The organism is Bordetella parapertussis (assembly GCF_020735925.1).
GTDB lineage: Bacteria > Pseudomonadota > Gammaproteobacteria > Burkholderiales > Burkholderiaceae_B > Bordetella > Bordetella pertussis.
The window spans coordinates 2,660,015-2,682,599 of record NZ_CP085971.1 but is presented as its reverse complement, the minus strand read 5'-3'; the positions used below and the strand labels follow the sequence as shown (position 1 = coordinate 2,682,599).

Here is a 22,585-nt window from a genome sequence, read left to right as displayed (position 1 = left end):
ACCTGTCGCGGGGAGGCTTCGATGTTGCGCGTACTTGCTGCCACGATCATGCGCCATGGCGTCCTGCCGGCACTGCTGGCCGCCCTGGCCGCGCCGGCCACGGCGGCGCAGGTCGCGTCCGAGCCGACGCGGGCCGATGCCCGCGTCACCGAGGTGGCCGACGGGCTCGAGCATCCCTGGTCCCTGGCCTTCCTGCCCGATGGCGGCATGCTGATCACCGAGCGGCCCGGGCGCCTGCGCCACCTGGCGCCCGGCGGCGCGCTGTCGGCGCCGCTGCAGGGCGTGCCCAAGGTCGCGGCCCAGGGGCAGGGCGGCCTGCTCGATGTGGCGCTGTCGCCGGATTTCGCGCGTGACCGCCTGGTCTACCTGTCGTACGCCGAGGCCGGCGAGGACCGCAGCGGCACGGCGGTCGGGCGTGGCAGGCTGTCGGCCGACCTGACGCGGCTGGACGACTTCACCGTGATCTTCCGCCAGCAGCCCAAGCTGTCGCGCGGCCAGCACTACGGCGCGCGCCTGGTGTTCGACCGCCAGGGGTTCCTGTTCGTCGCGCTGGGCGAGAACAATGACCGGCCCACGGCGCAGGACCTGGACAAGCTGCAGGGCAAGGTGGTGCGCCTGCATGCCGACGGATCGGTCCCGGCCGACAATCCCTTCGTGGGCCACGCCGGGGCGCGCCCGGAAATCTGGTCGTACGGCCATCGCAATCCGCAGGGCATGGCGCTCAATCCCTGGAACGGCCAGCTGTGGGAGCACGAGCATGGTCCGCGCGGCGGCGACGAAATCAACGTGGTGGTGCGCGGCGCTAATTACGGCTGGCCGCTGGCCACGCACGGCATCAATTACTCGGGCCTGCCGATTCCGGAGGCCAAGGGGGACACGCTGCCCGGCGGACAGGAGCCGCGGTACTGGTGGCGGCGCTCGCCGGCCATCAGCGGCATGGCGTTCTACACCTCGGACCGGTATCCGCAATGGCGCGGTTCGCTGTTCATCGGCGCATTGGGCAGCGAAGAACTGATCCGGCTGCAGCTCGACGGCGAGCGAGTCGTGGCCGAGGAGCGCCTGCTGGGCGAGCGCAAGGCGCGCATCCGCGATGTGCGCCAGGGGCCCGACGGCGGGATCTATGTGTTGACCGATGCGGCCAAGGGCGCGCTATGGCGCGTCGCGCCGGCCGCGGTTTCAGGAGGCGGATCATGAGCACGTACGAACTGATCGGCTCGCGCGGGTGCGGGTCGGCCATCGTCGAGATGGCCCTGGCGCTGGCCAATGTGCCCTATACCCTGACGGACTTGCCCTATCTGAAGCCGGGGCCGGGCCGCGACCGGCTGTTGAGCCTGAACGTGACCGGCCAGGTGCCGACGCTGGTGCTGCCCGATGGCGAAGTCATGACCGAAAGCGCGGCCATCGTCATGCACCTGCACGATGTGGCGCCGGCTGCCGGCCTGGCGCCGCCGCCCGGCAGCGCCGAACGGGCGCGCTTCTGGAACACGCTGGTGCGCCTGGTGGCGGGCGTGTATGCCACCTTCACCTACGGCGACGATCCGGCCAAGTGGACCTTGCCGGGCGATGCGGCCGAACTGCTGCGCACGCGCGTGCACGACCGGCGCGCGCAGCTGTGGCAGGAGATCGAACGCGGGGCTGGCGCGCCGCACGTGCTGGGCCGCCGTTTCAGCACGCTGGACCTGTATGTCGTGGTCATGACGCGCTGGCGGCCGGGGCCGCCATGGTTTCAGAGCGTCTGTCCCAGGCTGGCGGCGGCGGCCCGCCGCGCGGCCGAGGAGCCCAACGTGGCGCAGGTGCTGCGGCGCCATTTCGACCCGCCGCTGGAATAGCCGGTCCGGCGCCTAGCTGCGGCGCCGGCTGGTGGCGCGCCAGGCGATGTACAGGCCGCTGCCGGCAATGAATGCCGCGCCCACGCAGTCGAGCAGGTCCGGCGTTTCGTGCCAGAACAGCCAGCCCAGCAGCGTGGCCCACAGCAGTCCGGTGTAGTCGAACGGCGCGACCACCGAAGCCGGCCCGATGCGAAAGCCCTGGGTGATCAGCGTCAGGCCGAGCGTGCTGAACAGCGCCACGCCGGCGAAAAAGGGCAGGTCGGCCCAGACCGGCGTGGTCCAGAACCAGGCCACGGCCACGGCGCTGCACACCAGTTGGCCTGCCACGATGTAGAACATCGTGGTCAGCATGCTTTCGCCGCGGCCGATGGCGCGCGCGGTCAGCATCATCACGGCGTACAGCAGCGCCGTGGCCAGCGGCCACAGCGCTGCGGCCTGGAAGCTGGCCGAGCCGGGGCGCACGATGACCAGCACGCCGGCAAAGCCTGCCGCCACCGCCAGCCAGCGCGCCGCGTCCACGCGCTCCTTCAGGACCAGCACCGACAGCGCGGTGACGAACAGCGGCGCCGCGAACGCGATGGCGGCGTTCTCGGCCAGCGGCAGCGCCTGCAGGCCCAGGTAGAAAAAAGGTTCATCGCGCATTGCCGGGGAAGGCGGCACGGATTTTGAGGAAGAAGTATTCCTGGTCGCGGTAGCCGTAAGCGCGCCGCTTGATGACCTTGATAGTGTTGTTGATGCCCTCGACAATGCTGGTGTTCAGGGGATGTCGGCATCTGGCCAGGATGCCGTGCAGATAGCCTTTCAAGCGCTGAGCGAAGGTGTTCAAGGCGGCTATTCCGCTTTGCTCGGCCTGCTCGTACCAGTGGTTCCAGGCTTGTCTTGCCCAGGCAGGTCTTTGGTAGAACCAGAGCCGTTTGAGTTCGTCACGCAGGACATAGACCGTCAGCAGCGGCTGGTTGGCTTGCAGCAATTCGTCGAGCCGGACGGCCTGCTGCCGATCCAGGTTGTCACGGTTGCGCAGCAGCAGCCAGCGACTCGATTTGATGATCCTGCGTGCGGGACGATCCTGGCGTAGTTGATTGGCCTGATCCACGCGCACCCGATCAATGACCTCTCGTCCATACTTGGCCACGACATGGAACAAGTCATAGACGATCTCCGCCTGTGGGCTGTGGGCCTGGATCTCCAACTCGTAGGCGGTGGTCATGTCGATGGCAACGGCCTTGATGCGTTGGGCGGCCCCAGGCGGCAATTGTTCGAAGAACGCCCGGGCCGTCTCGCGTGAGCGTCCTGGGCCAATCCACAGCACCTGCCTGCCGATCGGATCGACCACCACTGTCGCGTAGCGATGCCCTTTGTGCAGGGCAAACTCGTCCATCGCCAAATACTCGATCTTGGACCAATCCGGTTCGCGCACCGACGCACGCAGCCGAGCCTTGTCCAGCGTCTTGACGGTATGCCAACCCAGTTCGAAGAACCTCGCCACCGCCTGCACGTTGCTCGATTGCAGCAATTGGCTGCAGGCCTGCGCCAGCCGATCCGTCACCCGTTGATATCGCCCCAGCCAGGCAAGCCGCTCCAGGCGCGGGCCGCCGCATTGCTCACACCACAAGCGTCGGCGCGGCACGTGCAGAACGACCCGATACTCGAATAACGGCAGATCTCGCACCCGTCGAACCGTGGTCTCATGCACCTGGCGACACCGCGCGCCGCACTGCTCGCACAGCATCACCTTGGCCGTTGGCTTCAAATAGATCGACAGCGTGCGCCCTGGGTCTTCGGGCCATTCCACGCGTTCGACGCCATAGCCCTGCCAGCCTCCCAGCGACTCCAGCAACTTGCGATCCAGCATCTCCCTGCACTCCTGATGGCAAATACCTGCCGTCAAGAATACGAAAACTTGCCAAACCCCTCCACGCTATTGCGCGATGAACCAGAAAAAAGTGGCCGAGATGACGTTGATGGCGCCACGCACCAGGTGCACCAGCGGATACTGCGTGCGCAGGGCGCGCCGCCCGCCCAGCGACGCGGTCAGCGCCAGCACGACGGGCATGGCGATCAGGGCGCGCAGGAACAGGATCTGCACCGGGCTGTAGCGCTCGCCCAGCCACTTGGCCTGGGCGTCGCTCAGGGTAAGACAGAAGATGCCCACCGCGACGCAGGCGATGCCGACCAGCGGCGAGGCGGCGCGCGTGTTCGCGGTTGCGATCATGCGGGCGCGCGCCAGGCCGCCCAGGCGACCATCGCCCATGCCGCCAGGAACGCCACGCCGCCCAGCGGGGTGACGGCGCCCAGCCAGCGGGTGCCGGTCAGCACCAGCACGTACAGGCTGCCGCAGAACAGCAGGATGCCGATGAACATGACCAGGCCGGCCATCGACAGCAGCGGCGAGCCGAAGCGCGCGCCCAGCAGGGCGACGACGAACAGGCCGAGCGCGTGGATGAGGTGATAGAGCACGCCGGTGTGCCAGATGGCCAGCAGGGTGGGGTCGACCACGCGCCTGAGGCCGTGTGCGCCGAACGCGCCGGCGCCTACGGCGACCATGATATTGAGCGCCGCCAGCACGATGAGTTGCCGATCCGTCATGAGGTTTCCTTGCATTGCGGGATACGAAAGATGCCTATGATAAGGGGCCGGCGCTCCCGCGCGCGGCGCGCCCGGTCTTGCGATGGGGTTTCATATGGAATATAATATGTTCTAAATGGAATTAACTGTCCTGTGCAGGAGGCTCGCCATGAGCATTGCCATCGCCGAGAAAAGCCCCGCCCGGGGCGCGCCCAAGCGGCGCGCGCCGGCGGCGCGCAAGCGCGCCCTCGAGGAAGAGGCGCGCGTCGATTCCTTCGCCGACCTGGTCGACAGTCCCTTGATCGCCATGGCGCACGGCGTGCAGCGCGGGCTGTCGCCGCGCCTGCTCGACGACGCGGCCGATTACCTGCAAGTGCCCAAGTCCGAGATCATGGCCATCACCGAGGTGAAGGCCGCCTCGCTGTCGCGCTGGATGCGCGACGGGCAGGCGCTGCCCCTGGGCGAGTCGGACCGCCTGGCGCGGGTGGCGCGCGTGACCAAGGTGGCGCGCCAGGTGCTGGGCGGCGACGCCGAAGCGGTGCAATGGCTCAATACGCCGGTGCCCGCCCTGGGCAACGTCAAGCCGCTGTCGCTGCTGACCTCGGACGCCAGCAGCCGCATCGTCGAGGATACCCTGGCCCGCGCCGCCGCCGGGGTCTACGCTTGAGCCATGTATCGCTGTGGCGCATCGCCACCACGGCGGGCAAGTACCGCGCCGACGACCTGAGCGGCGCCGGCGCGGCGGCGGTGGGCGGGCGCTACAACAGTCCGGGCACCGCCGTGGTGTACACCTCGTCCTGCGTGGCGCTGGCGGTGCTGGAGACCGTGGTGCATTTCGCCGCGCCGGCCACCGCGCAGGCCAACCGTTACCTGATCGAGATCGTGGTGCCGCGCGCGGTGTACGAGGCGCGCCAGGTCCTGGAGGTCGACGCGCTGCACAAGCGCCATCCCTTCTGGGACGCGGTGCCGTTTGCCGAAGTGTCGCAGCGCATCGGCGACGCCTGGGTGCGCGACAACGGCTCGGCCCTGCTGCAGCTGCCCAGCGCCATCGTGCCGTGCCGCGGGGTGCCGGACTGCAATCTGCTGATCAATCCGCAGCATCCCGATGCCGCGAGCGTGCGGGTGGCGCGGCGCGAGAAGTTCATCTACGATCCGCGCCTGGCGCCCGGCGGGCCGCGCCAGTGAGGGCCATGCCCCGCGGCGCCACGTCCTGTACCCGTCCCGCGGCAGCCTGATCCCCTTGCCGGGCGCAGGGCTACCGGCCCGGCCGCGCGGCCCGTGCGGCACAATGGGATTTTTGGCGCAAGGCGAGGCGGCAATGCGGATTCGAAGCGGCTGGATGCAATGGTTGGGCGCGCTGGCGCTGTGGTGCGCGGCGGCCGGCGCGGGCGCGGCCCAGCAGGCGCCGCTGCGCATAGGCGTGATTGCCAGCGTGGCCAACGAGGCCACCGAGATCGCCATCGCGCAGGCGCGGGCGCAGGGGCTGGAGGTCAAGCTGATCGAGTTCAACGACTGGGTCATGCCCAACATCGCCGCGGCCGAAGGCTCGATCGACGCCAATTTCTTCCAGCACGAGCCTTTCCTGCAATTGTTCAACCGCAGCCGGGGCACGCACCTCACGCCGATCGCGTACGGTTATTCCACCACCATCGGCCTGTTCTCGAAGAAACTGAAGAAAGGCGATGCCATCCCGCAGGGCGCGACCATCGCCGTGCCCAACGACCCGGTCAATACCGGGCGCGCGCTGCAGCTGCTGGCCTCGATCGGGCTGATCGGGCTCAAGCCCGGCGCCGGGCACCAGGCCACGCTGCAGGATGTCACCGACAATCCGCGGCGCATCAAGCTGGTGCAGCTGGAAGGCTCGCAGTCGGCGCGCACCTTCGACGACGTGACGGCCTCGGTCACCTACACCACCTTCGCCAAGCACGCGGGTATCGACGAAAAGGACGGGCTGGCATTCGACAACACCGACCCCGAAACGGTGCGCCGCTACGCCATCCGCTGGGTCGCCACGCCCGAGCGGGCGCAGGATCCGCGCTTGCTGGCCTTCATCCGCATCTACCAGTCCTCGCCCGAGGTCAAGGCGACCCTGCGCCGCCTGTATGGCGAACTGATCGACTTCCCCTGGGAGTGAGGGGACCGCGCCTTACAGACGGCGCAGCAGCCCGGGCGCCATGGCGGTGCAGCGCGTCACGCCCAGCATGGCCATGTTGCGGTCGATCTCCTCGCGCAGCAGGCCGATGGCGTGCGCCACGCCGGCTTCGCCGCCCACCGCGGCGGCATAGTTGAAGGGCCGGCCCAGGAACACGAAGCGCGCCCCCAGCGCCAGCGCCTTGAGCACGTCGCCGCCGCGCCGGATGCCGCTGTCCATCATGACGGCCATGGCGCCGGCCGCCTCGGCGATGTCGGGCAGCACGCGCAGGGGCGCGCAGGCGCCATCGAGCTGGCGCCCGCCGTGGTTCGAGACGATGATGCCGTCGGCCCCATGGGCGCGCGCCAGGGCGGCGTCGCGCGGATGCATGATGCCCTTGATGACCAGCTCGCCGCGCCAGGACCGGCGGATGCGCTGCACATGGCTCCAGTCCAGGTGGTCGCGCGCCGAGAAATCGCGCAGCACGTTGGCCGACAGGATGGGCGCGCCGCGCGTGGCGAACGAGTTCTCGAAATGCGGCATCCCGTGCGCCAGCAGGGTGCGCAGGAAGGTGCCGGTCAGCCAGCGCGGGCGGCTCAGGCCGTCCCAAGCCAGCCGCAGGCCAGGCTTGAGCGGGGTGGAGAAGCCCGTGCGCACATTGTTCTCGCGGTTGGCCGAGACTGGAATATCCACGGTCAGCACCAGCGTCCGGTAGCCGGCGCGCGCCACGCGCTCGACCAGCGCGTCGATGCGCGCGGGGTCGCCGGGCAGGTAGGCCTGGAACCAGGTGCCCGGCGCCTGGCGCGCCACTTCCTCGAGCGGGATGAGCGACGATCCGCTCATGATGGCGGGGATGCCCGCCGCGCGCGCCGCGCGGGCCAGCACGATGTCGCCGCGGTAGGCCGACAGGGCGCTGATGCCCATGGGGGCGACGCCAAAGGGCGCGGCCCATTCCTGGCCGAAGAGCTCGGTGCGCGTATGGCGCGCCGAGACGTCCACCAGCACGCGCGGCAGGAATCCGTATTCGGCGAAGGCGCGCCGGTTGTCGTCGAGTGCCTGGTTGTCCTCGGCCGCGCCCGCCACGTAGCCGAAAATCGGCCGCGGCAGGCGGCGCCGCGCCGCCGCTTCGAAGTCATTGAGCGACAGCAGCTTGCGCAGCGAGGCGGGAACGGCGGCGGCGCGGGCGGCGGAGGCGGCGGACAGGGGCAGTGCGGAAGACGACATGAGAGCTCCAGAAACGGCGGCGATGGCCAGGCCGCAATCTAGCAAGCCCTCATGTATCGATAAAGCGAATTTATTATGAGATGTTTATTCGCTTTCTGGAAATGAAATGGCGGTGCTGGCGGGCAATGCCAGGGTTTCGCCCATCCGTACCGGCCCGCGTACCGAGGGCAGGTCCAGCCAGCGCAAGCGCTTGGGGCCGAACAGCACGATGACGGTGGAGCCCAGCTTGAAGCGGCCCATTTCGGCGCCCTTGTCCAGATGGATGGGCGCACGGGCGGCGGCGTCGTAGCGGACGCTGCGCACCTGGCGCTTGTGCGGCGTCACCAGGCCGGCCCAGACGGTTTCGATGGACGCGACGATCATGGCGCCGACCAGCACCAGCGCCATGGGGCCATGCTCGGTGTCGAACAGGCAGGCCACGCGTTCGTTGCGCGCGAACAGTTCCGGCACGCTGCGCGCGGTCAGCGGGTTCACGGAAAACAGGCGGCCGGGCACGTGCACCATTTCGCGCAGCGTGCCGGCCAGGGGCATGTGCACGCGGTGGTAGTCGCGCGGCGACAGGTAGATGGTGGCGAACTGGCCGCCGGCAAACGGCGCGGCGCGCTCGGCGTCGCCGCCCAGCAGGTCGGTCAGCCCGAAGCTGTGGCCCTTGGCCTGGAAGATGCGGCCGTTGTCGATGGCGCCGATCTGGCTGATGGCGCCGTCGGCCGGGCACAGCGCCGCGCCGGGCTCGTCGTCCAGCGGGCGGGCGTCCGGCTTGAGCGCGCGCGTGAAGAAGTCGTTGAAGCTGGCGTAGGCCAGCGGGTCCTCGACCAGGGCTTCGCTCATGTCGACGTTGTAGCGGCGTACGAAGCGCGCAATCATGCGGTTCTTGATTTCGGGGGCGCGGCAATCCGCCACGCGGCCCATCAGGCGCGAGACCAGGTGATGCGGAGCGAGATACTGGCTGGCGAGAAAAAGCTGGTCTTTGAAAGGCATGTATGGGTTCGGCGAACGGCGCCGGGCAGGCGCCGCACTGGTGGGAACGGATACAGACGGGCCGCGCGCGGCGTCCGTGGCGACAGGCGGCAATTGTAACGTGGAATGGGCGCGCGCCCGCGTTGGTCAGGGCTGGGGCAGGCGCTCGACCGGCACGTCGGCCGGTACGCGCGTCAGGCGCTCGCGGTCGATGCGGCGGCTGACGAAGCTGGTGCTGCGCGCGGCGGCGTTGCGCAACAGCACCGACAGCACGGCGCCCTTGTCCTGGATCCAGCGCGGCTTGGCGCGCAGCAACTTCATGGCGCTGTCGGGGTTGCCCATCCGGTAGTTCATGCCGTTGATGGCGGTGGTGCGCTTGCCGTCGAAATGGGTCTCGTCGAGCTCGGTGATGGCGGCCGCGTCCAGGTTGTTGCAATCGTGTTCGACGCGATAGACGAACTTGATGCCGCTGTGCGGATCCTTGATGACCACCAGCTTGTCGGCGCCCGAGATATCCGAAAGCATGCCCACGACGATGGACTCGACCCATTGGTTGCCGCGCTGCTCCTCGGTGTACAGCAGGATGGTGGCGGGCGTGGGACGGGCGGATTCGGTCATGGGCGGTGCGGTCGTAGAGGGGCGCTCGCTGCGCGGCAGCCGCATGATAGGCGCGGCCGGCGCGCGGCAAAGGCGCGAACAACGGGCCTTGCGCCGCGTTGTTCGGCGGCGCCCGCCGCCGGCACTCAGCCCGCCGGGATGAACTCGGGGCGCAGAACGCCGCGCAGGCGCTCGTAGGGAATGAGGATTTCCGGCTGTCCGTGCGAATACGGCGCGATGGTATAGGCGTCGTACTTGACCACCAGCCCCTGGCGGGTGAGGGCGAAATTGGTGGTTTCCTGGAACGGCCACATGCGGTCGTAGGCGGCGCGGTCGCGCTGCGCGTCTTCGTTGGCGGCCAGCCATCGCTGGTGTGCCTCGCGCATGGCGACGACATACTCGGCCTTGCGGCTGGGGATCAGGACCTCGTCCAGCGTCAGCGGGCGGCCCTGGCCGCGTTGCCAGTTCAGGTAATGCGTGGCGGGGATGCCGTGCGCCGCGCCGGTCAGGAACTGGGTGGTGCCCAGCTCGACGGCGACGATGTCGCCCACCACGTCCTTGACGCTGGCCTTGAAGTAGGTGGCGTCGCGCGCCTGGGCGGTTTTCCAGAAGTACTGCGTGTATTCGGACAGCGTCTGGTAGCGGCCGCGCAGGTTCTGGTCCACGCCGGTCATGGCGGCCAGCTGGCGGTCGACCAGCTCGCTCAGGGCCAGGATGCCGGGGAAGGACACGCTGTCGATCTCGACGCGCGGGCATTCGCCGGTGCAGCCCGGCTTGGCGCTGGCCCATTGGATGCGCTCGGTGCGCACGTCGCCGATGGTGGCCGGCTCGGCGCCGGCCGCGGCGGGAGCGGCGCCGGCCAGCGTGATGTCGGCCGGCGGCGCGCTGCCGCAGGCGGCCAGCAAGGCCAGCGCGCCGGCGGCGCAAAGCAGTTTCAGGCGGGGCGGGGGCAGCGCGGTCGCGCGGTACTTCATGGGCGTTGCTCCAAGAGGGCGGAAGGCATCAGGGAACGAGGGCAGTCCACTCGGGGCTGGAGAATTTTTCCTCGGCCTGGCGTTGCGCCGCCTGCAGGGTGGCCGCGCCGATCTCGGCGGGCGTCAGGCGGCACATGCCGGCAAAGGTCTGCAGCATGCGTTCGATAATGGTATCGCGAGCCAGGCCGGTCTGGCTGCGCAGCGGGTCCACGCGCTTCCTGGCGCTGGTCGTGCCCTTGTCGGACAGCTTCTCGCGGCCGATGCGCAGCACCTCGACCATCTTGTCGGCGTCGATGTCGTACGACATGGTGACGTGATGCAGCACCGCGCCGGCGCGGCGCGCCTGGGCGGCGCCGCCGATCTTGCCCGCGTCCGAGGCGATGTCGTTGAGCGGCTGGTACCAGGCCTTGATGCCCAGCTCGTGGAGGGCGCGGATGACCCAGGCATCCAGGAAGGCATACGATTCCTGGAAGCTCATGCCGGCCACCAGCGCCTGCGGCACGCTCAGCGAATAGGTGATGGTGTTGCCCGGCTCGACGAACATCGCGCCGCCGCCGCTGACGCGGCGCACCACGGTCACGCCGTGGCGGCGCGCGCCGTCGGGGTCCACCTCGTTCCTGAGCGACTGGAAGCGCCCGATGATGACGGCCGGCTGCGACCATTCCCAGATGCGCAGCGTGGGCGGACGCTGGCCCGCGCCGACCTCGTCGGTGATGGCGGCGTCCAGCGCCATGTGCAGCGCCGGCGGCAGCGGGCCCGGGTGGATCAGTTGCCAGTCGTAGTCGGTCCAGGCGGTGCGGTTCATGACAGCGCCCTCTGCACGACCACGGCCACCGCCTCGGGGCTGAAGCCGAACAGCTCGGCCTCGGCCGGCAATGCAGCGCGCACGGCCTGCGCGATGCCTTCGGCGCCGGCGTCGGCCGGCAGCCCGTCCAGGCCGCGGTTGATGGCCTCCAGCGCCTCGGGCGGCTCGAGGAAGAAGTCGCCCGACAGGCGCACCTGGCGCAGGCGGCCCTGCGCGACCTCCAGGTCTATGACGACCAGCTTGCCGCCGGGAACTTTGTATTCGCCATGCATGGCCGGGATTCCTTTCATGCCAGGTCCAGTTTCATGCCCTCGTGCGTGGCCTTGAAACCCAGGGATTCATAGAAGCGCCGGGCGTCGGCGCGCTGCTTGTCGGTGGTCAGCTGCACCAGGCCGCAGCCCTTGTCGCGGCACTGGGCGATGGCCCACTCGAACAGCGCGCGGCCGGTGCCCGCGCCGCGCTCGCTGGCCGCCACCCGCACGCTTTCGATCTGCCCGCGCCACAGGCCGCGGCGCGACAGCCCGGGAATGAAGCTGAGCTGCAGGCAGCCGATGATCTGGCCGGCGCGCTCGACCACCGCCAGGAACTGGTTGGGATCGCGGTCGATGGCGCCGAAGGCCGCCAGATAGGCCGGCTGCGGCGGCATGGTCGGGTCTTCGCGCTGCTGGCCGAGGGCGTCGTCGGCCAGCAGCGCGATGATGGCCGGCAGGTCGGTCGCGGCGGCGCGGCGGAAGCTGAGCGTGGCGGTCATGGCGGCCTCGCTCAGCGGCGCACGTTGGCGGCGGTCTGGCCGAACAGCACGCGGCGGGACTCCTCGGTGTCGACCGACGGCTTGGTGTTGATCCGGTCGGCCAGCGCGTAGGCGCGCTGCGTGGCCGGGCGGGCGCCGATGGCCTCGAACCAGCGCTTGAGGTTCGGAAACTCGTTCAGGTCCTGGCCCTGGCGCTCGTGCGGCACGATCCAGGGATAGGCCGCCATGTCGGCGATCGAGTAGTCGCCGGCGACGAACTCGCGCTGCGCCAGCTGGCGGTCGAGCACGCCATACAGGCGGTTGGTTTCCTTGACGTAGCGCTCGATGGCGTAGGGGATGCGCTCGGGCGCATAGGCCGAGAAGTGGTGGTTCTGGCCGGCCATGGGGCCCAGTCCGCCCATCTGCCAGAACAGCCACTGCAGCACGTCGGCGCGCCCGCGCAGGTCGGCGGGGATGAATTGGCCGGTCTTCTCGGCCAGGTACAGCAGGATGGCGCCGGACTCGAACAGCGGGATCGGCGCGCCGCCATCGGCCGGCGCCTGGTCGACGATGGCCGGGATGCGGTTGTTGGGCGCGATGGCCAGGAATTCCGGCTGGAACTGCTCGCCCTTGCTGATGTTGACGGGGTGTATGCGGTAAGGCAGGCCGGTCTCTTCGAGAAAGAGCGTGATCTTGTGGCCGTTGGGAGTCGTCCAGTAGTAGAGATCGATCATGGCGCGTCCTGAGCGAATGCCGGGCGGAGCCGGCGGGCAGCCGTCATGATAGCGGGTCGCGCCGCGCGGGCGCGCCATGTCCACGTCAGCGGGTCGGGCAGGGGCGCCGCTAGGGCGTCGGGCCGGGCGCGGCGCAGGCGCGCGCGATGTCGTGGCGCAGCGATTCGGGCGTGTGGGCGGGCGCGTAGCGCCGCAGCGGCAGGCCGTCGCGCCCGACCAGGAATTTGGTGAAATTCCATTTGATGGCGCGGGTGCCCAGCAGGCCGGGCTTGTGTGCCTTCAGCCAGCGGTACAGCGGGTGGGCGTGGGCGCCGTTGACGTCGATCTTGGCGAACAGCGGGAAGCTGATGGCGTACTGGGTTTCGCAGAACTGCGCAATGGCGGCCTCGTCGCCCGGCTCCTGGCGCCCGAACTGGTTGCACGGAAATCCCAGGACGACAAAGCCTTCGTTGCGGTACGAGCGGTACAGTTCTTCCAGGCCCGAGTACTGGGGCGTGAACCCGCAGCGCGAGGCGACATTGACCACCAGCGCCACCTGGCCGCGAAAATCGGCCAGCGCGCGTTCCGCGCCCGTTATGGTGGGGGCGCTGAAGTCGTACATGGTGTTCATGCAGGCTCTCCAGGGGGACGGTTCAGGCCGCAGCGGCCTGCGTGGCCAGTGTAGCGCCAGCGCGCCGTCAGTGGCGTGCGCGTCAGACCAGCTTGAGGTCGAGCGGACGCGCGCCCGGAAACACGGCCTGCAGGCGTTGCGCGTCGAGGCCATACAGGCGGCCGAACAGGCCCGCGAACAGCGCGCGGTAGTCGGTCAGCACGGGGTAGTCGCGATCCTGGAACAAGGTGTCGCGCTTGACCGCCACCTGCTCGCCGGCGATGCGTCCGCCGCGCACCCCGCCGCCCAGCACCCAGTACACGCTGCCATGGCCGTGGTCGGTGCCCTTGTTGCCGTTCTCGCGCAGGGTGCGGCCGAATTCGCTGATGACGACCACGGTGGTATGGCGCCAGGCCGGGCCCATCGCCTGCGCGTAGGCGGCCAGCGCGCGTCCCAGCTGGCCCAGCTTGGTGGCCAGCACGCCGTTGGCCGCGCCCTGGCCGACGTGGGTATCCCACCCGCCCACGTCCACGAAGCCGAGGTTGTAGCGCTCGGCCATGAAAGTGCCGATGCGGCGCGCCTCCTGCTCCAGTTTCTCGGTGCTGCCGGCACCGCCGTTGGCCTCGCGCATTTCGGCCTCCAGCGCGGCGCGCGCCTGGCCCATGGCGGCCAGGCCTTCGTTGACCGAGGCATCCAGGCCGGTGCCCTGGTACATCTGGGCGATGGCGCTGCTGCTGTCGGCCGTCAGGCGCGACTTGCGCTTGGCCCCGCCCAGGTCGATATTGGGCACGCGCGCCTGGCCGCGGAAGATCTGCGGCACGTCCTCGGTGAAGGCCGCCGGCCTGCCGGCCTTGCCGTCGAACTGGGCGGCCAGCCGGTTGAGAAAGCCGGAGGCGGGCGCGGCGCCGCTGCCGCCGGCGCGGCCCAGTTCGATGCGGTTCTGGGTCTCGAAGTGGCTGCGGCTGGCGTCGTCGGTGCCGGCGAAAGGAACGAAGGCCAGCTCGCCGCGCTGGTAGAACGGCAGCAGGCTGTCCTTGACGGCCGGGTGCAGGGCCCAGCCGTCGGACAGCGCGGCGGCGGCGTCGCGGGCAATGGCGATGTGCGGACGGGACTCGTAATAGAACTCGCTGGTCGTGGGCACGAGCAGGCTGGTGGCGTCGTAGGCGCCGCGCATGAACACCACCAGCAGGCGGGTGTCGGGCGGGCCGGCGGCCAGCAGGCGGGTGCCGTACAGGGTGAGCGGGGCGGCGGCGGCCAGTTTGAGCAGTTGGCGTCGGTGCATGGCGATTCCTGGAATGCGGGCGTTCAGCGGCGCATGAATTCCGGCGAGGCCAGCAGGTAGGTATTGGCGTCGCGGACGTTGGGGGCCGATTCGATGGCGCGGCGCGTGGCCGGCGACAGCGCCGAGAACGGCCCCGCGCCGGCGCCATAGGCCTGGACCAGGGGCGGCAGGGGCGGCACGCGCGGCCTGTCGTCGCGGTCGGCGCGGTAGAAGGTCGCGGGCGCGGCGGCAATGGCGCGCGCCGCCTCGAAGCGCGTGGTCATCTGTCCGGAACCGGCCCAATCGGATTCGTTCATGGGATAGCCGTCCGGCGTCAGCCGCTGGTAGAGCGGCTGGCCCATGCGCTTGAGCCAGTCCAGCGCGGCGTCGGGATTGCGCAGCGGTTCCCTGCCGTCGTAGGCCAGGCGCAGGGCCGAGTACAGGTAGTGGGCCGGGTCCTTGAATTTTCCGCGCGCCAGCGAAGCCTCGAATTCGGGCGACTCGAACATGGCGGCCAGCGTGGCGGCGATGTCGCCGTCGCTGCCCCGGAACGCGCGCGCCATCCGCTGCACCAGCGCATCGGGCGGCTGGTCGGCCACGAAGTACTGCGCCAGCTTGCGGCTGACGTGGCGGGCCGTGGCGGGATGGCGCGCCAGCAGGTCGAGCGCCTCGTCCAGTTCGGCCAGGCCGCGCCCGCCGCGTATGGTGTGGCCCAGCACGGTCTTGTCGCCGTGGTCATGGCGCCCCGGATCGAACAGGAACAGGCCGTCTTCGACCAGCTGCTCGCGCTGCGCGGGCTTGACGCGCGGCGCCTCGCCGGTCTGGTTCAGGCCCACGCCCGTGAGCACGCGCGCCAGTTCCTGCACGTCGCGCTGGCTGTAGCCGCCTTGCACGCCCAGGGTGTGCAGCTCCAGCAGTTCGCGCGCGTAGTTCTCGTTGATGTGGCCGGCGCTGTTGCGGATGTTGTCCAGGTAGATCAGCATGGCGGGCGAACGGGCGGTGGCGGCCAGCAGGTCGCGGAACTTGCCCAGCGCATGCGGCCGTATGGCCTGGTCTTCGTAGGCGTCGAGCACCGTGCCGACGTTGGCCTTGCCGGCGTAGATGCTGAAGTGGTTCATCCAGAACCAGGTCATCTGCTCCTGCAACTGGTTGGGGGAATAAAGCGCCAGCCAGACGGCGCGCTGCATGGTTTCGTTGGCGCGCTGGCGCGACACCATGCGGTTCTCGCGCGAGGCCGCCAGCTTGCGGGCGGGGTCTTCGATCTGGCGGATTTTCGCGGTCCGCGCGCGTTGCGCCAGCAGCGCGTCGCGCGCCGGCACGCGCGTGATCGACAGCGCGTCGATCCGGGCCTGCACCGCCGGCGGCAGCGCGGCCGGCCGCGGCCGCAACTGCTCCTGCAGATAGACGGTCCAGCTCAGCCGCTGCGCGCGGGCCAGTTCGGTGGGGGTGACGCCCCAGCTGACGCGGTCGACCTGGGCGGCCAGGCGTTGCGGGCCGGCCGGGGCGGCTTGCGCGGCGGCCGGCGCGGCCGGCGCGCTGGCGGCGGCGCCGGCCAGCAGGGCGGCGCAGGCCAGCCGGCGCCAGACTTTCATCCACGATGGAAACAGCACGATCGATGGCACAGTGGGTTCCTGCATTGTTCAGGTATCGGATCGCACTATGGCGGAATAATTCGCCCTGCACATCGATTTGATACGCACCGACACAGACGGTTTTCCCCTGTCGGAACGCGGACATGCGGGCGTCGCGGCGGGAGCTGGCCTATCATGAACGAACGCGGCGCCCTGGGGCGCCTTTGCCGGAGAGGGCCTTATGCAAGCCATGACCGAGCGCCTGGAAGCCATGCTGGCGCAGGGTACCGACAACATGTTGTTGCGTTTCACGCTGGGCAAGACCTACGCCGAACACGAACAATTCGACGCGGCCTTGCCGCACCTGCGCGCGGCGCTCGATTTCGATCCCACGTACTCGGTCGCCTGGAAGTGGCTGGGCAAGACGCTGCAGGGACAGGGCGACCGCGCCGGCGCGCGCCAGGCCTGGGAAAGCGGACTGGCGGCCGCGCAGTCGCGCGGCGACCAGCAAGTGGTCAAGGAATTGCAGGTTTTCCTGCGGCGATTGGCGCGCGAAGACGCGTAGCACGGCGGCTAGGGCGCGGCGACCGCGCTACACCCTATGTAAAATTTACAAACAGATGTGACGCCGGCGCCATGGACGCGGCCAGTGGCGCCCGCCGGCGCGGTCAATTCGTGAAACACCGTCGCGGCGCCCGCATCTTGACGCAACCCAGGGCTGGACATGTAATCGCCTCATCAGCTCGTGAGCACCGAAGACTGCAATGGGAAACCTGAAGGATCTCCACCCGCCCGTGGCGCGAGGGCAAGCACATACCGCCAAGGGGGCCCGGGTAGCCCTGCAGAACCTGTGGGGCGCCGCAGGCCTGCCCGACGAGGCGCTCGACCACGTCGAGCTGCATGGCGCCGAGCCGGTGCTGCCCTCGTCGTTCGCCGTCGGCACGGCCGCCCAGGCCAGCATCGCGGCCGCCGCGCTGGCCGCGGCCGAGATCTGGCATCTGCGCGGCGGGCAGCGCCAACGCGTGGCGGTGGACATGCGCCACGCGGCGCAGGAGTGCCGCAGCTACTTCAAGATCAACGGCGTGACGCCCAATATCTGGGACAAGATCACCGGCGTCTACCCATGCGGCGACGGCGGCTGGGTGCGCATCCATGCCAATTTCCCGCACCATCGCGACGGCGCGCTGGCGCGCGGGCGATTTCGAGCAAGTCGCCGCCGATGCCGGCATGGTGGTCGCCGCCATGCGCAGCTTCGATCAATGGGACCGCCATCCGCAAGGCCTGGCGACCGCTTCGCAGCCGGTGGTGCGCATCGAACGCATCGACAACGCCGATCCGCGGCCTCTGCCCAAGTACGGGCACGAGGCCACGCCGCTGCAGGACATCCGCGTGCTCGATCTCACGCGCATCATCGCCGGCCCGGTATGCGGACGCGCGCTGGCCGCCTACGGCGCCGACGTGATGCTGATCAATTCGCCGCATCTGCCCAATATCGACAACATCATCGACACCAGCCGCGGCAAGCTGTCGGTGCACGCCGACCTCGAGACCGCCGACGGCCGCATTGCGCTGGGCAATCTGTTGCGCAGCGCGCATGTGTTCGTGCAGGGCTACCGGCCCGGCGGCCTGCAGGCGCTGGGTTTCGGCCCGGAGGACGCCGCGCGCATCCGTCCCGGCATCGTGTACGTGTCGCTGTCGGCCTACGGCGATAGCGGTCCGTGGGCCGGCCGGCGCGGCTTCGACTCGCTGGTGCAGACGGCCACCGGCTTCAACCATGCCGAGGCCCAGGCGGCCGGGCAGGAAGCCCCCAAGGCCATGCCTGTGCAGATCCTCGATCATGCCAGCGGCTACCTGATGGCCTTCGGCGCGCTGGCCGCGCTGGCGCGCTAGCGTATCGAGGGCGGCAGCTGGCACGTGCGCGTGTCGCTGGCCAGCACGGCGCGCTGGCTGCGCGAGCTGGGACGCGTGCCCGACGGGCTCGCCTGTCCGATGCCGCCGATCGAGGAGCTGCTGTACGCCGAGGAGTCGGGGTTCGGCGAGCTGACCGCCGTGCGCCACGCGGCGCAGTTCTCGTTGACGCCGGCGCGCTGGACGCGGCCGGCCATGCCACCGGGTTCGCACCCGACCGTGTGGCCGTTTCGCTGAATGCAGGCGGCCGCGGGTAGACTATAGGGTGGCCTGATGTTCCACCGAGGAGTCTGCATGTCTGCCACCATCTACCACAACCCGCGTTGCAGCACGTCGCGCAACGTGCTGCAAATGCTGCGCGACGCGGGCATCGAGCCCACCATCATCGAATACCTGAAGACGCCGCCGTCGCGCCAGACGCTGGCCGGCCTGATCCAGCAGTCCGGGCTGAGCGTGCGCGAGGCGGTGCGCGCCAAGGAGCCGATCTACCAGGAACTGGGCCTGGACGGCGTGGACGACGAGGGCCTGCTCGATGCCATGGTCGACAACCCCATCCTGATCAACCGGCCTTTCGTCGTCACCGAGCGGGGCGCGCGCCTGTGCCGCCCGGCCGAGAGCGTGCGCGAAATCCTGCCGTAGGCGGCGGCTTCAGAACCTGCGCGCCCGATTGAGGGCGAGTGATTGCGGCCTGGCGCGGCAAGACGCGCCAGGCCGCTTTCGTTGACGGCCGGATGCGCGCGGGCGTCTATTTCTTCCTGGCCTGCCAGTCGCGCAAGGCCTGCAGGGTGTTGGCGACGTGGCGGTCCGGGCTCATGTCCGTGAACTCGTAGACGATGCGGCCCTGCGGCGATATCACGTATGAAATGCGCTGGGCGTATTCGGGCCGCCTGTCGTGCACGGCATCGTAGGCCTTCATGATGGCGCCGTCTGCATCGGCGGCCACCGGAAATTTGCCGCGGCATTCGCCGACCGAGAATTTGCGCAGGGTTTCGATGTCGTCGCCGGAGACGCCGATGACGGTGGCGCCCAGCGCCCGATACTGGTCGATGGCCTCGGCGAAATTGCGGGCCTCGATGGTGCAGCCCTGGGTGAAGGCCGCCGGATAGAAGTACAGCACCACCGGCCCCTGGCGCAGCGCCTGCGCCAGTTCGAAGGTGAAGGTGTTGCCGCCTTGCGAAGCCTGCGCGCTGAAATCGGGCGCGGGCGCGCCCACCGGCAGGGCGGCGTGCGCGGCGGGCGCCGCGATGGACAGGAGGGCGGCCAACAGCAGTGCGGGGCGTGACATGATGAACTCCGGATGGGCAGGGCCCGGCGAGGCGGGCCGATGCCCTTACTGTAGCGGCCTCGCGGCGGATCGGTCCAGCAGGACGGAAGGACCTAGCCGTCGCGCCCGCGTCCGCCGCCGTTGCCGCGCTCGCCCGGGCCGCGTTCGGCCTTGCCCCGCCGTCCTGGCGGCCAGGCGCGCGCGGCTGCGAGGCGGCGCGCTCTGCCTGGGGGCGCGATTCGGCGCGCGGCGCCGGCGCGGGGCGCGATGACCGCTCGGGAGGGCTGCCGGCGTCGCGCCGCGGTTCGGCCGGCCGCGCGCGCTCGGGGCGCGGCGCGTTGTGCTGGCGCGGGGCGCTTTCCTGGCGCGGCGTGCTTTGGTTGCGGCGGACGTTTTCCTGGCGGGTATTTTCCTGGCGCGCGCCGGCCTGGCGCGGGACGCTGTCCGGGCTGGGGCGCGCGTCCCGGCGCGGCGCGGAAACATCGTCGGCGCGCGGGCCGCCTTGTCCGGCCGCGCGGTCCTGGCCGGGACGGCCTTGTCCGGCCGGCCCCCGCGCACCGGGCGCAGGCGCGGCCTGGTCGCGGCGCGCGCCGCCGTCGAATTGGGCGCGGTCACGGCCGGCCTGGCGGGCGTGGTCGCGTTGCATGTCGGTGGGCGGCGTGTGGCGCTCGCGCGCGGCGGCCATCTCGCGCGGGTCGGCGCGCCGCTGGATGCCGCGCGGTCCGCCGTGGTAGCCGACGCGGCTCCTGTCGATGTGCTGGACGACCACCCTGCGTTCGTAGACGTGGGTGACGCGCGTGATGTTCACATTGGTGACGGCGCGGTTGTAATAGAAGCGGTCGCGGTTCCAGTAGCCGCCTACGTAGCCGAAGCCGATGTAGCCATAGCCGTAGTTGATGCCGCCGTAAAAGCCGATGTGCGGACCCCAATAGCCGCGCCGCCACCGGTAGTAGCCGGCATCGTAGGCCCAGTAGCCCGGCGTCCACAACGCGCCCGGGTAGGGCGCCAGCATCCAGACGCCGGGCACCCAGTAGAACCCCAGGGCGTTGAGCGCCCAATAGCCCGGCACCCAGATGTAGCCGTCGCCCGGCACGGGCGGTTGCTGGTAGACCGGCAGGGGCGGCGGGGCCTCGCGGGCCACTTCGACGGGGGCCAGGTTGGCGGCGGCGGGGTCGGCGCCGGCGGGCTCGTCGTAGGCCGGTTCAGGGTCGTAGCCGACCTGTGCCAGGGCAGGTGGCGTACTCACGCCCAGGGCCAGGGCCAGGGCCAGGGCCAGGGCGGCGAGAGGGGCTTTGGCAGTATGCATGGCAATCCGCCGCGAGCGGCGTCCATAAATCCCGATGTCAGGATTAGGCCGTCGTTTCGGCCTTGGGGTTCGCCAGCGTAACGGGTTGGAAACACAACAAGCGTGACAGTTGATTACCAAGCGTCCAAAAAAACAGGGCCGCCCGAGGCGGCCCTGCGATCGCGGCGCGGCGCTCAGTTCCAGCGACCGCCCGACCCGGCCAGGCTGAAGCGGCCCGCGCCCATGAAGGCCAGGGCGAGCGCGCCGAACAGGAACATGCCTTGCAGCTCCAGGGCCCAGCCGCCGGTGTTGCTGATGGAGAACAGTTGGCCCATGTGGGCCAGCAGAATGGCCACCACCATGTTGAGCACGACCAGCAGGGCGCCCAGGCGGCAATAGATGCCCAGGATGATCAGCAGGGGGCCGACGATTTCGCCGACGTAGGCGAAGTAGGCGAGGAAACCGGGCAAGCCATGCGAAGACAGCATGCCGGCGATGCCGCCCACGCCGCTGCTCAGTTTGGCCAGACCGTGCATGATGACCAGAATGCCCAGCGCAAGGCGAAGAATCAGCTTGCCGGCGTCGTCAGATTTAATCATGGGGATCTCTATGTTCCAGAAGTTGATCGGCGTACAGGAGCGTAAGGGGCAAGAAAAAGAGTTAGGAAAACTTCCTTACAAGCGCGCTAATTATTGCAAATTCCGCGCAGAATACAAGAGTGAATAGGTAGGATAAAGTTGCTGGAATGGGACGCGCGCCCGTGGCGAGAATCGGGCGCCCCGCAGCCTGGCAGGAGGAATGCGATGAAGCGACCTACCTCGAAAGCCGCGCGCCCGAGCGTGGTGCCGCCTTACTTGCTGGACCGGCTGGCGCAGGCGGCCGACGCGCGGCTGAGCGCGCGCGCCGTCAACACCTTGCGCATCGACACCAGCCAGCGCGCCGTGCGGCTTGCCGCGCCGCCGGCGCCCGCGTCCGCGCGCCCGCCCGGGCAGGTCGACAGGCAGGTGCACGATGCCGGCGGCGGCCTGCAATTGCCGGGCGCGCTGGTGCGGTCCGAAGGGCAGCCCGCGCATGCCGACGTGGCGGTCAACGAGGCTTACGATCATCTGGGCGCGACCTATGCGCTGTTCTGGCAGGCCTACGGCCGCCATTCGCTCGATGGCGCGGGGCGGGCGCTGGTGGCCAGCGTGCACTATGGCGAGGAATACGACAACGCGTTCTGGAACGGCGCGCAGATGGTGTTCGGCGACGGCGACGGCGACGTGTTCAACCGCTTCACCATCGCGGTCGATATCGTCGCCCACGAACTGACGCACGGGGTGATCGACCACGAAGGCGGCCTGCGCTACGAAGGCCAGTCGGGCGCGTTGAACGAATCCCTGTGCGATGTGTTCGGTTCGCTGGCCAAGCAGCATGTGGCGGGCCAGCGCGCCGACCAGGCGGACTGGCTGATCGGGGCGGGGCTGTTCACCGCCAAGGTGCGGGCGCGCGCGCTGCGCTCGATGGCGCAGCCCGGCAGCGCCTACGACGATCCCCTGCTGGGCCGCGACCCGCAGCCGGGACACATGCGGGACTTCGTGCAGACCGGCGAGGACAATGGCGGCGTGCATATCAATTCCGGCATTCCCAACCGTGCATTCCATCTGGCCGCCACCGCGCTGGGCGGCCATGCCTGGGAGGTGGCCGGCCGGATCTGGTACGACACCTTGCGCCTGCCGGCGCTGACGCCGCAGGCCGATTTCGCCCTGTTCGCGCGCCTGTCGGTGGAACAGGCCGGCCGCCATGGCGCGGCCCAGGCGGCGGTGCGGCAGGCCTGGACCGATGTAGGGGTACTGACATGATTGCGCTGCCATCGCTGGAGCAGGCCGCGGAAGTGCGCGTGTCGCGCCAAGGCGGCGTGGCGTTCGTGCCGGCCCTGGTCCGCACCCGGCGCTTCGAGCTGGGGGCGTGCTCGGCAACCCTGCGCGCGCAGATCGATGCCGCCCTGTACAGCGCGGCCGGACAGGCGCGCGATGCATGCGGGCAAGGAGACCAGCGCTATTTTCGCGTCGAGGTGCATTTTGGCGCCGGGTCGCGCGCCGAACCCTTGCGTTTCGACGTGCCCGAAGAGCTGGCGCCGCACGACCTGGTATGGCTGTGGCGCAGCGCGCCGGCGCGCTGA

24 protein-coding genes and 4 pseudogenes are annotated in these 22,585 nt (G+C 69.7%); 10 read left to right on the top strand and 18 right to left on the bottom strand.

Features of this window, described 5'->3' with window-relative positions; all coding sequences use genetic code 11:
* The first annotated feature begins 21 nt into the window (after nucleotides 1–21).
* Both LK409_RS12805 and LK409_RS12800 read left to right on the top strand, forming a co-directional pair.
* A complete protein-coding gene (locus LK409_RS12805) occupies nucleotides 22–1,194 on the top strand; it encodes a PQQ-dependent sugar dehydrogenase (RefSeq protein WP_010926684.1) in 1,173 nt (390 codons plus the stop codon).
* Nucleotides 1,191–1,829, top strand: a complete 639-nt coding sequence (locus LK409_RS12800; protein ID WP_010928807.1) for a glutathione S-transferase — start codon at nucleotides 1,191–1,193, stop codon at nucleotides 1,827–1,829. Before LK409_RS12805 ends, LK409_RS12800 begins: the two co-directional genes overlap by 4 nt.
* 12 nt (nucleotides 1,830–1,841) lie before the next feature.
* Here LK409_RS12800 and LK409_RS12795 read toward each other — a convergent pair.
* The 4 genes and pseudogenes from LK409_RS12795 to LK409_RS12780 all read right to left on the bottom strand — a co-directional run.
* Nucleotides 1,842–2,456: pseudogene (locus LK409_RS12795) on the bottom strand (DMT family transporter); the annotation flags it as partial.
* 4 nt (nucleotides 2,457–2,460) lie between these two features.
* Nucleotides 2,461–3,681 (bottom strand): ISL3-like element IS1001 family transposase, encoded by a 1,221-nt coding sequence (locus tag LK409_RS12790; protein WP_010927279.1) that lies wholly within the window; start codon nucleotides 3,679–3,681, stop codon nucleotides 2,461–2,463.
* A gap of 81 nt (nucleotides 3,682–3,762) precedes the next feature.
* A pseudogene (locus tag LK409_RS12785) lies at nucleotides 3,763–4,041 on the bottom strand (EamA/RhaT family transporter); the annotation flags it as partial.
* The gene (locus LK409_RS12780) at nucleotides 4,038–4,415 is read right to left on the bottom strand and encodes a DUF423 domain-containing protein (protein WP_003811293.1); all 378 of its coding nucleotides are present in this window, start codon (nucleotides 4,413–4,415) and stop codon (nucleotides 4,038–4,040) included. The pseudogene LK409_RS12785 and the gene LK409_RS12780, both read right to left, overlap by 4 nt.
* Before the next feature lie 148 nt (nucleotides 4,416–4,563).
* On the opposite strand from LK409_RS12780, the gene LK409_RS12775 reads away from it, so the two are divergent.
* The 3 genes from LK409_RS12775 (at nucleotide 4,564) to LK409_RS12765 (ending at nucleotide 6,528) form a co-directional block, all read left to right on the top strand.
* On the top strand, nucleotides 4,564–5,061 hold the full coding sequence (locus LK409_RS12775) for a DUF2384 domain-containing protein (protein WP_003811295.1): 498 nt from the start codon (nucleotides 4,564–4,566) through the stop codon (nucleotides 5,059–5,061).
* On the top strand, nucleotides 5,058–5,579 hold the full coding sequence (locus tag LK409_RS12770; protein ID WP_010928806.1) for an RES family NAD+ phosphorylase: 522 nt from the start codon (nucleotides 5,058–5,060) through the stop codon (nucleotides 5,577–5,579). The genes LK409_RS12775 and LK409_RS12770 overlap by 4 nt, the downstream gene beginning before the upstream one ends.
* A gap of 133 nt (nucleotides 5,580–5,712) precedes the next feature.
* The gene (locus LK409_RS12765; RefSeq protein WP_003811298.1) at nucleotides 5,713–6,528 is read left to right on the top strand and encodes a MetQ/NlpA family ABC transporter substrate-binding protein; all 816 of its coding nucleotides are present in this window, start codon (nucleotides 5,713–5,715) and stop codon (nucleotides 6,526–6,528) included.
* A gap of 12 nt (nucleotides 6,529–6,540) precedes the next feature.
* Here the strand turns inward: LK409_RS12765 and LK409_RS12760 are convergent, their stop codons facing one another.
* From LK409_RS12760 to LK409_RS12710, 11 genes are all read right to left on the bottom strand, one after another.
* Nucleotides 6,541–7,749, bottom strand: a complete 1,209-nt coding sequence (locus tag LK409_RS12760) for an alpha-hydroxy acid oxidase (protein ID WP_010928804.1) — start codon at nucleotides 7,747–7,749, stop codon at nucleotides 6,541–6,543.
* 84 nt (nucleotides 7,750–7,833) lie between these two features.
* Nucleotides 7,834–8,727: an archaetidylserine decarboxylase gene (gene asd / locus LK409_RS12755; protein WP_003811301.1), complete on the bottom strand. Its 894-nt coding sequence runs from the start codon at nucleotides 8,725–8,727 to the stop codon at nucleotides 7,834–7,836.
* Nucleotides 8,728–8,853: 126 nt separating this feature from the next.
* Nucleotides 8,854–9,324, bottom strand: a complete 471-nt coding sequence (locus LK409_RS12750; protein ID WP_003811304.1) for a hypothetical protein — start codon at nucleotides 9,322–9,324, stop codon at nucleotides 8,854–8,856.
* 125 nt (nucleotides 9,325–9,449) lie between these two features.
* Nucleotides 9,450–10,277 carry an RsiV family protein gene (locus LK409_RS12745; protein WP_010928802.1) on the bottom strand — a complete coding sequence of 276 codons (828 nt, stop codon included), beginning with the start codon at nucleotides 10,275–10,277 and terminating at the stop codon, nucleotides 9,450–9,452.
* 28 nt (nucleotides 10,278–10,305) lie between these two features.
* Nucleotides 10,306–11,082, bottom strand: a complete 777-nt coding sequence (locus LK409_RS12740; protein WP_003811306.1) for a lipoate--protein ligase family protein — start codon at nucleotides 11,080–11,082, stop codon at nucleotides 10,306–10,308.
* Nucleotides 11,079–11,354, bottom strand: a complete 276-nt coding sequence (locus tag LK409_RS12735) for a hypothetical protein (protein WP_023852802.1) — start codon at nucleotides 11,352–11,354, stop codon at nucleotides 11,079–11,081. Before LK409_RS12735 ends, LK409_RS12740 begins: the two co-directional genes overlap by 4 nt.
* A 14-nt stretch (nucleotides 11,355–11,368) precedes the next feature.
* Complete coding sequence (locus LK409_RS12730; protein ID WP_010928801.1) at nucleotides 11,369–11,833, bottom strand: GNAT family N-acetyltransferase; 465 nt, start codon at nucleotides 11,831–11,833, stop codon at nucleotides 11,369–11,371.
* Nucleotides 11,834–11,844: 11 nt separating this feature from the next.
* The gene (locus tag LK409_RS12725; RefSeq protein WP_033446421.1) at nucleotides 11,845–12,546 is read right to left on the bottom strand and encodes a glutathione binding-like protein; all 702 of its coding nucleotides are present in this window, start codon (nucleotides 12,544–12,546) and stop codon (nucleotides 11,845–11,847) included.
* A 109-nt stretch (nucleotides 12,547–12,655) separates the two neighbouring features.
* Nucleotides 12,656–13,156 (bottom strand): glutathione peroxidase, encoded by a 501-nt coding sequence (locus LK409_RS12720; RefSeq protein ID WP_010928800.1) that lies wholly within the window; start codon nucleotides 13,154–13,156, stop codon nucleotides 12,656–12,658.
* Between the two features lie 82 nt (nucleotides 13,157–13,238).
* The gene (locus tag LK409_RS12715; RefSeq protein ID WP_010928799.1) at nucleotides 13,239–14,417 is read right to left on the bottom strand and encodes a DUF1501 domain-containing protein; all 1,179 of its coding nucleotides are present in this window, start codon (nucleotides 14,415–14,417) and stop codon (nucleotides 13,239–13,241) included.
* A gap of 23 nt (nucleotides 14,418–14,440) precedes the next feature.
* Nucleotides 14,441–16,033, bottom strand: coding sequence for a DUF1800 domain-containing protein (locus LK409_RS12710; protein WP_065956701.1), 1,593 nt, complete (start codon nucleotides 16,031–16,033; stop codon nucleotides 14,441–14,443).
* A gap of 175 nt (nucleotides 16,034–16,208) precedes the next feature.
* Between LK409_RS12710 and LK409_RS12705 the strand changes: the two genes are divergently transcribed.
* The 3 genes and pseudogenes from LK409_RS12705 (at nucleotide 16,209) to arsC (ending at nucleotide 18,514) form a co-directional block, all read left to right on the top strand.
* Nucleotides 16,209–16,532 (top strand): tetratricopeptide repeat protein, encoded by a 324-nt coding sequence (locus tag LK409_RS12705; RefSeq protein WP_010928797.1) that lies wholly within the window; start codon nucleotides 16,209–16,211, stop codon nucleotides 16,530–16,532.
* A gap of 199 nt (nucleotides 16,533–16,731) precedes the next feature.
* Nucleotides 16,732–18,112 (top strand): annotated as a pseudogene (locus LK409_RS12700) (CoA transferase).
* Between the two features lie 57 nt (nucleotides 18,113–18,169).
* Nucleotides 18,170–18,514: an arsenate reductase (glutaredoxin) gene (gene arsC / locus LK409_RS12695; RefSeq protein WP_003811315.1), complete on the top strand. Its 345-nt coding sequence runs from the start codon at nucleotides 18,170–18,172 to the stop codon at nucleotides 18,512–18,514.
* A gap of 106 nt (nucleotides 18,515–18,620) precedes the next feature.
* Here arsC and LK409_RS12690 read toward each other — a convergent pair whose 3' ends face one another.
* From LK409_RS12690 to LK409_RS12680, 3 genes and pseudogenes are all read right to left on the bottom strand, one after another.
* A complete protein-coding gene (locus LK409_RS12690; protein WP_010928796.1) occupies nucleotides 18,621–19,160 on the bottom strand; it encodes a peroxiredoxin in 540 nt (179 codons plus the stop codon).
* A gap of 1,024 nt (nucleotides 19,161–20,184) precedes the next feature.
* Nucleotides 20,185–20,445, bottom strand: a pseudogene (locus LK409_RS12685) (hypothetical protein); the annotation flags it as partial.
* A gap of 173 nt (nucleotides 20,446–20,618) precedes the next feature.
* Nucleotides 20,619–21,023: a DoxX family protein gene (locus LK409_RS12680; protein WP_003811318.1), complete on the bottom strand. Its 405-nt coding sequence runs from the start codon at nucleotides 21,021–21,023 to the stop codon at nucleotides 20,619–20,621.
* Between the two features lie 204 nt (nucleotides 21,024–21,227).
* Between LK409_RS12680 and LK409_RS12675 the strand changes: the two genes are divergently transcribed.
* Together LK409_RS12675 and LK409_RS12670 are read left to right on the top strand one after the other, a co-directional pair.
* A complete protein-coding gene (locus LK409_RS12675; protein WP_003811319.1) occupies nucleotides 21,228–22,265 on the top strand; it encodes a M4 family metallopeptidase in 1,038 nt (345 codons plus the stop codon).
* Nucleotides 22,262–22,585 carry a protealysin inhibitor emfourin gene (locus LK409_RS12670; RefSeq protein WP_010928795.1) on the top strand — a complete coding sequence of 108 codons (324 nt, stop codon included), beginning with the start codon at nucleotides 22,262–22,264 and terminating at the stop codon, nucleotides 22,583–22,585. The genes LK409_RS12675 and LK409_RS12670 overlap by 4 nt, the downstream gene beginning before the upstream one ends.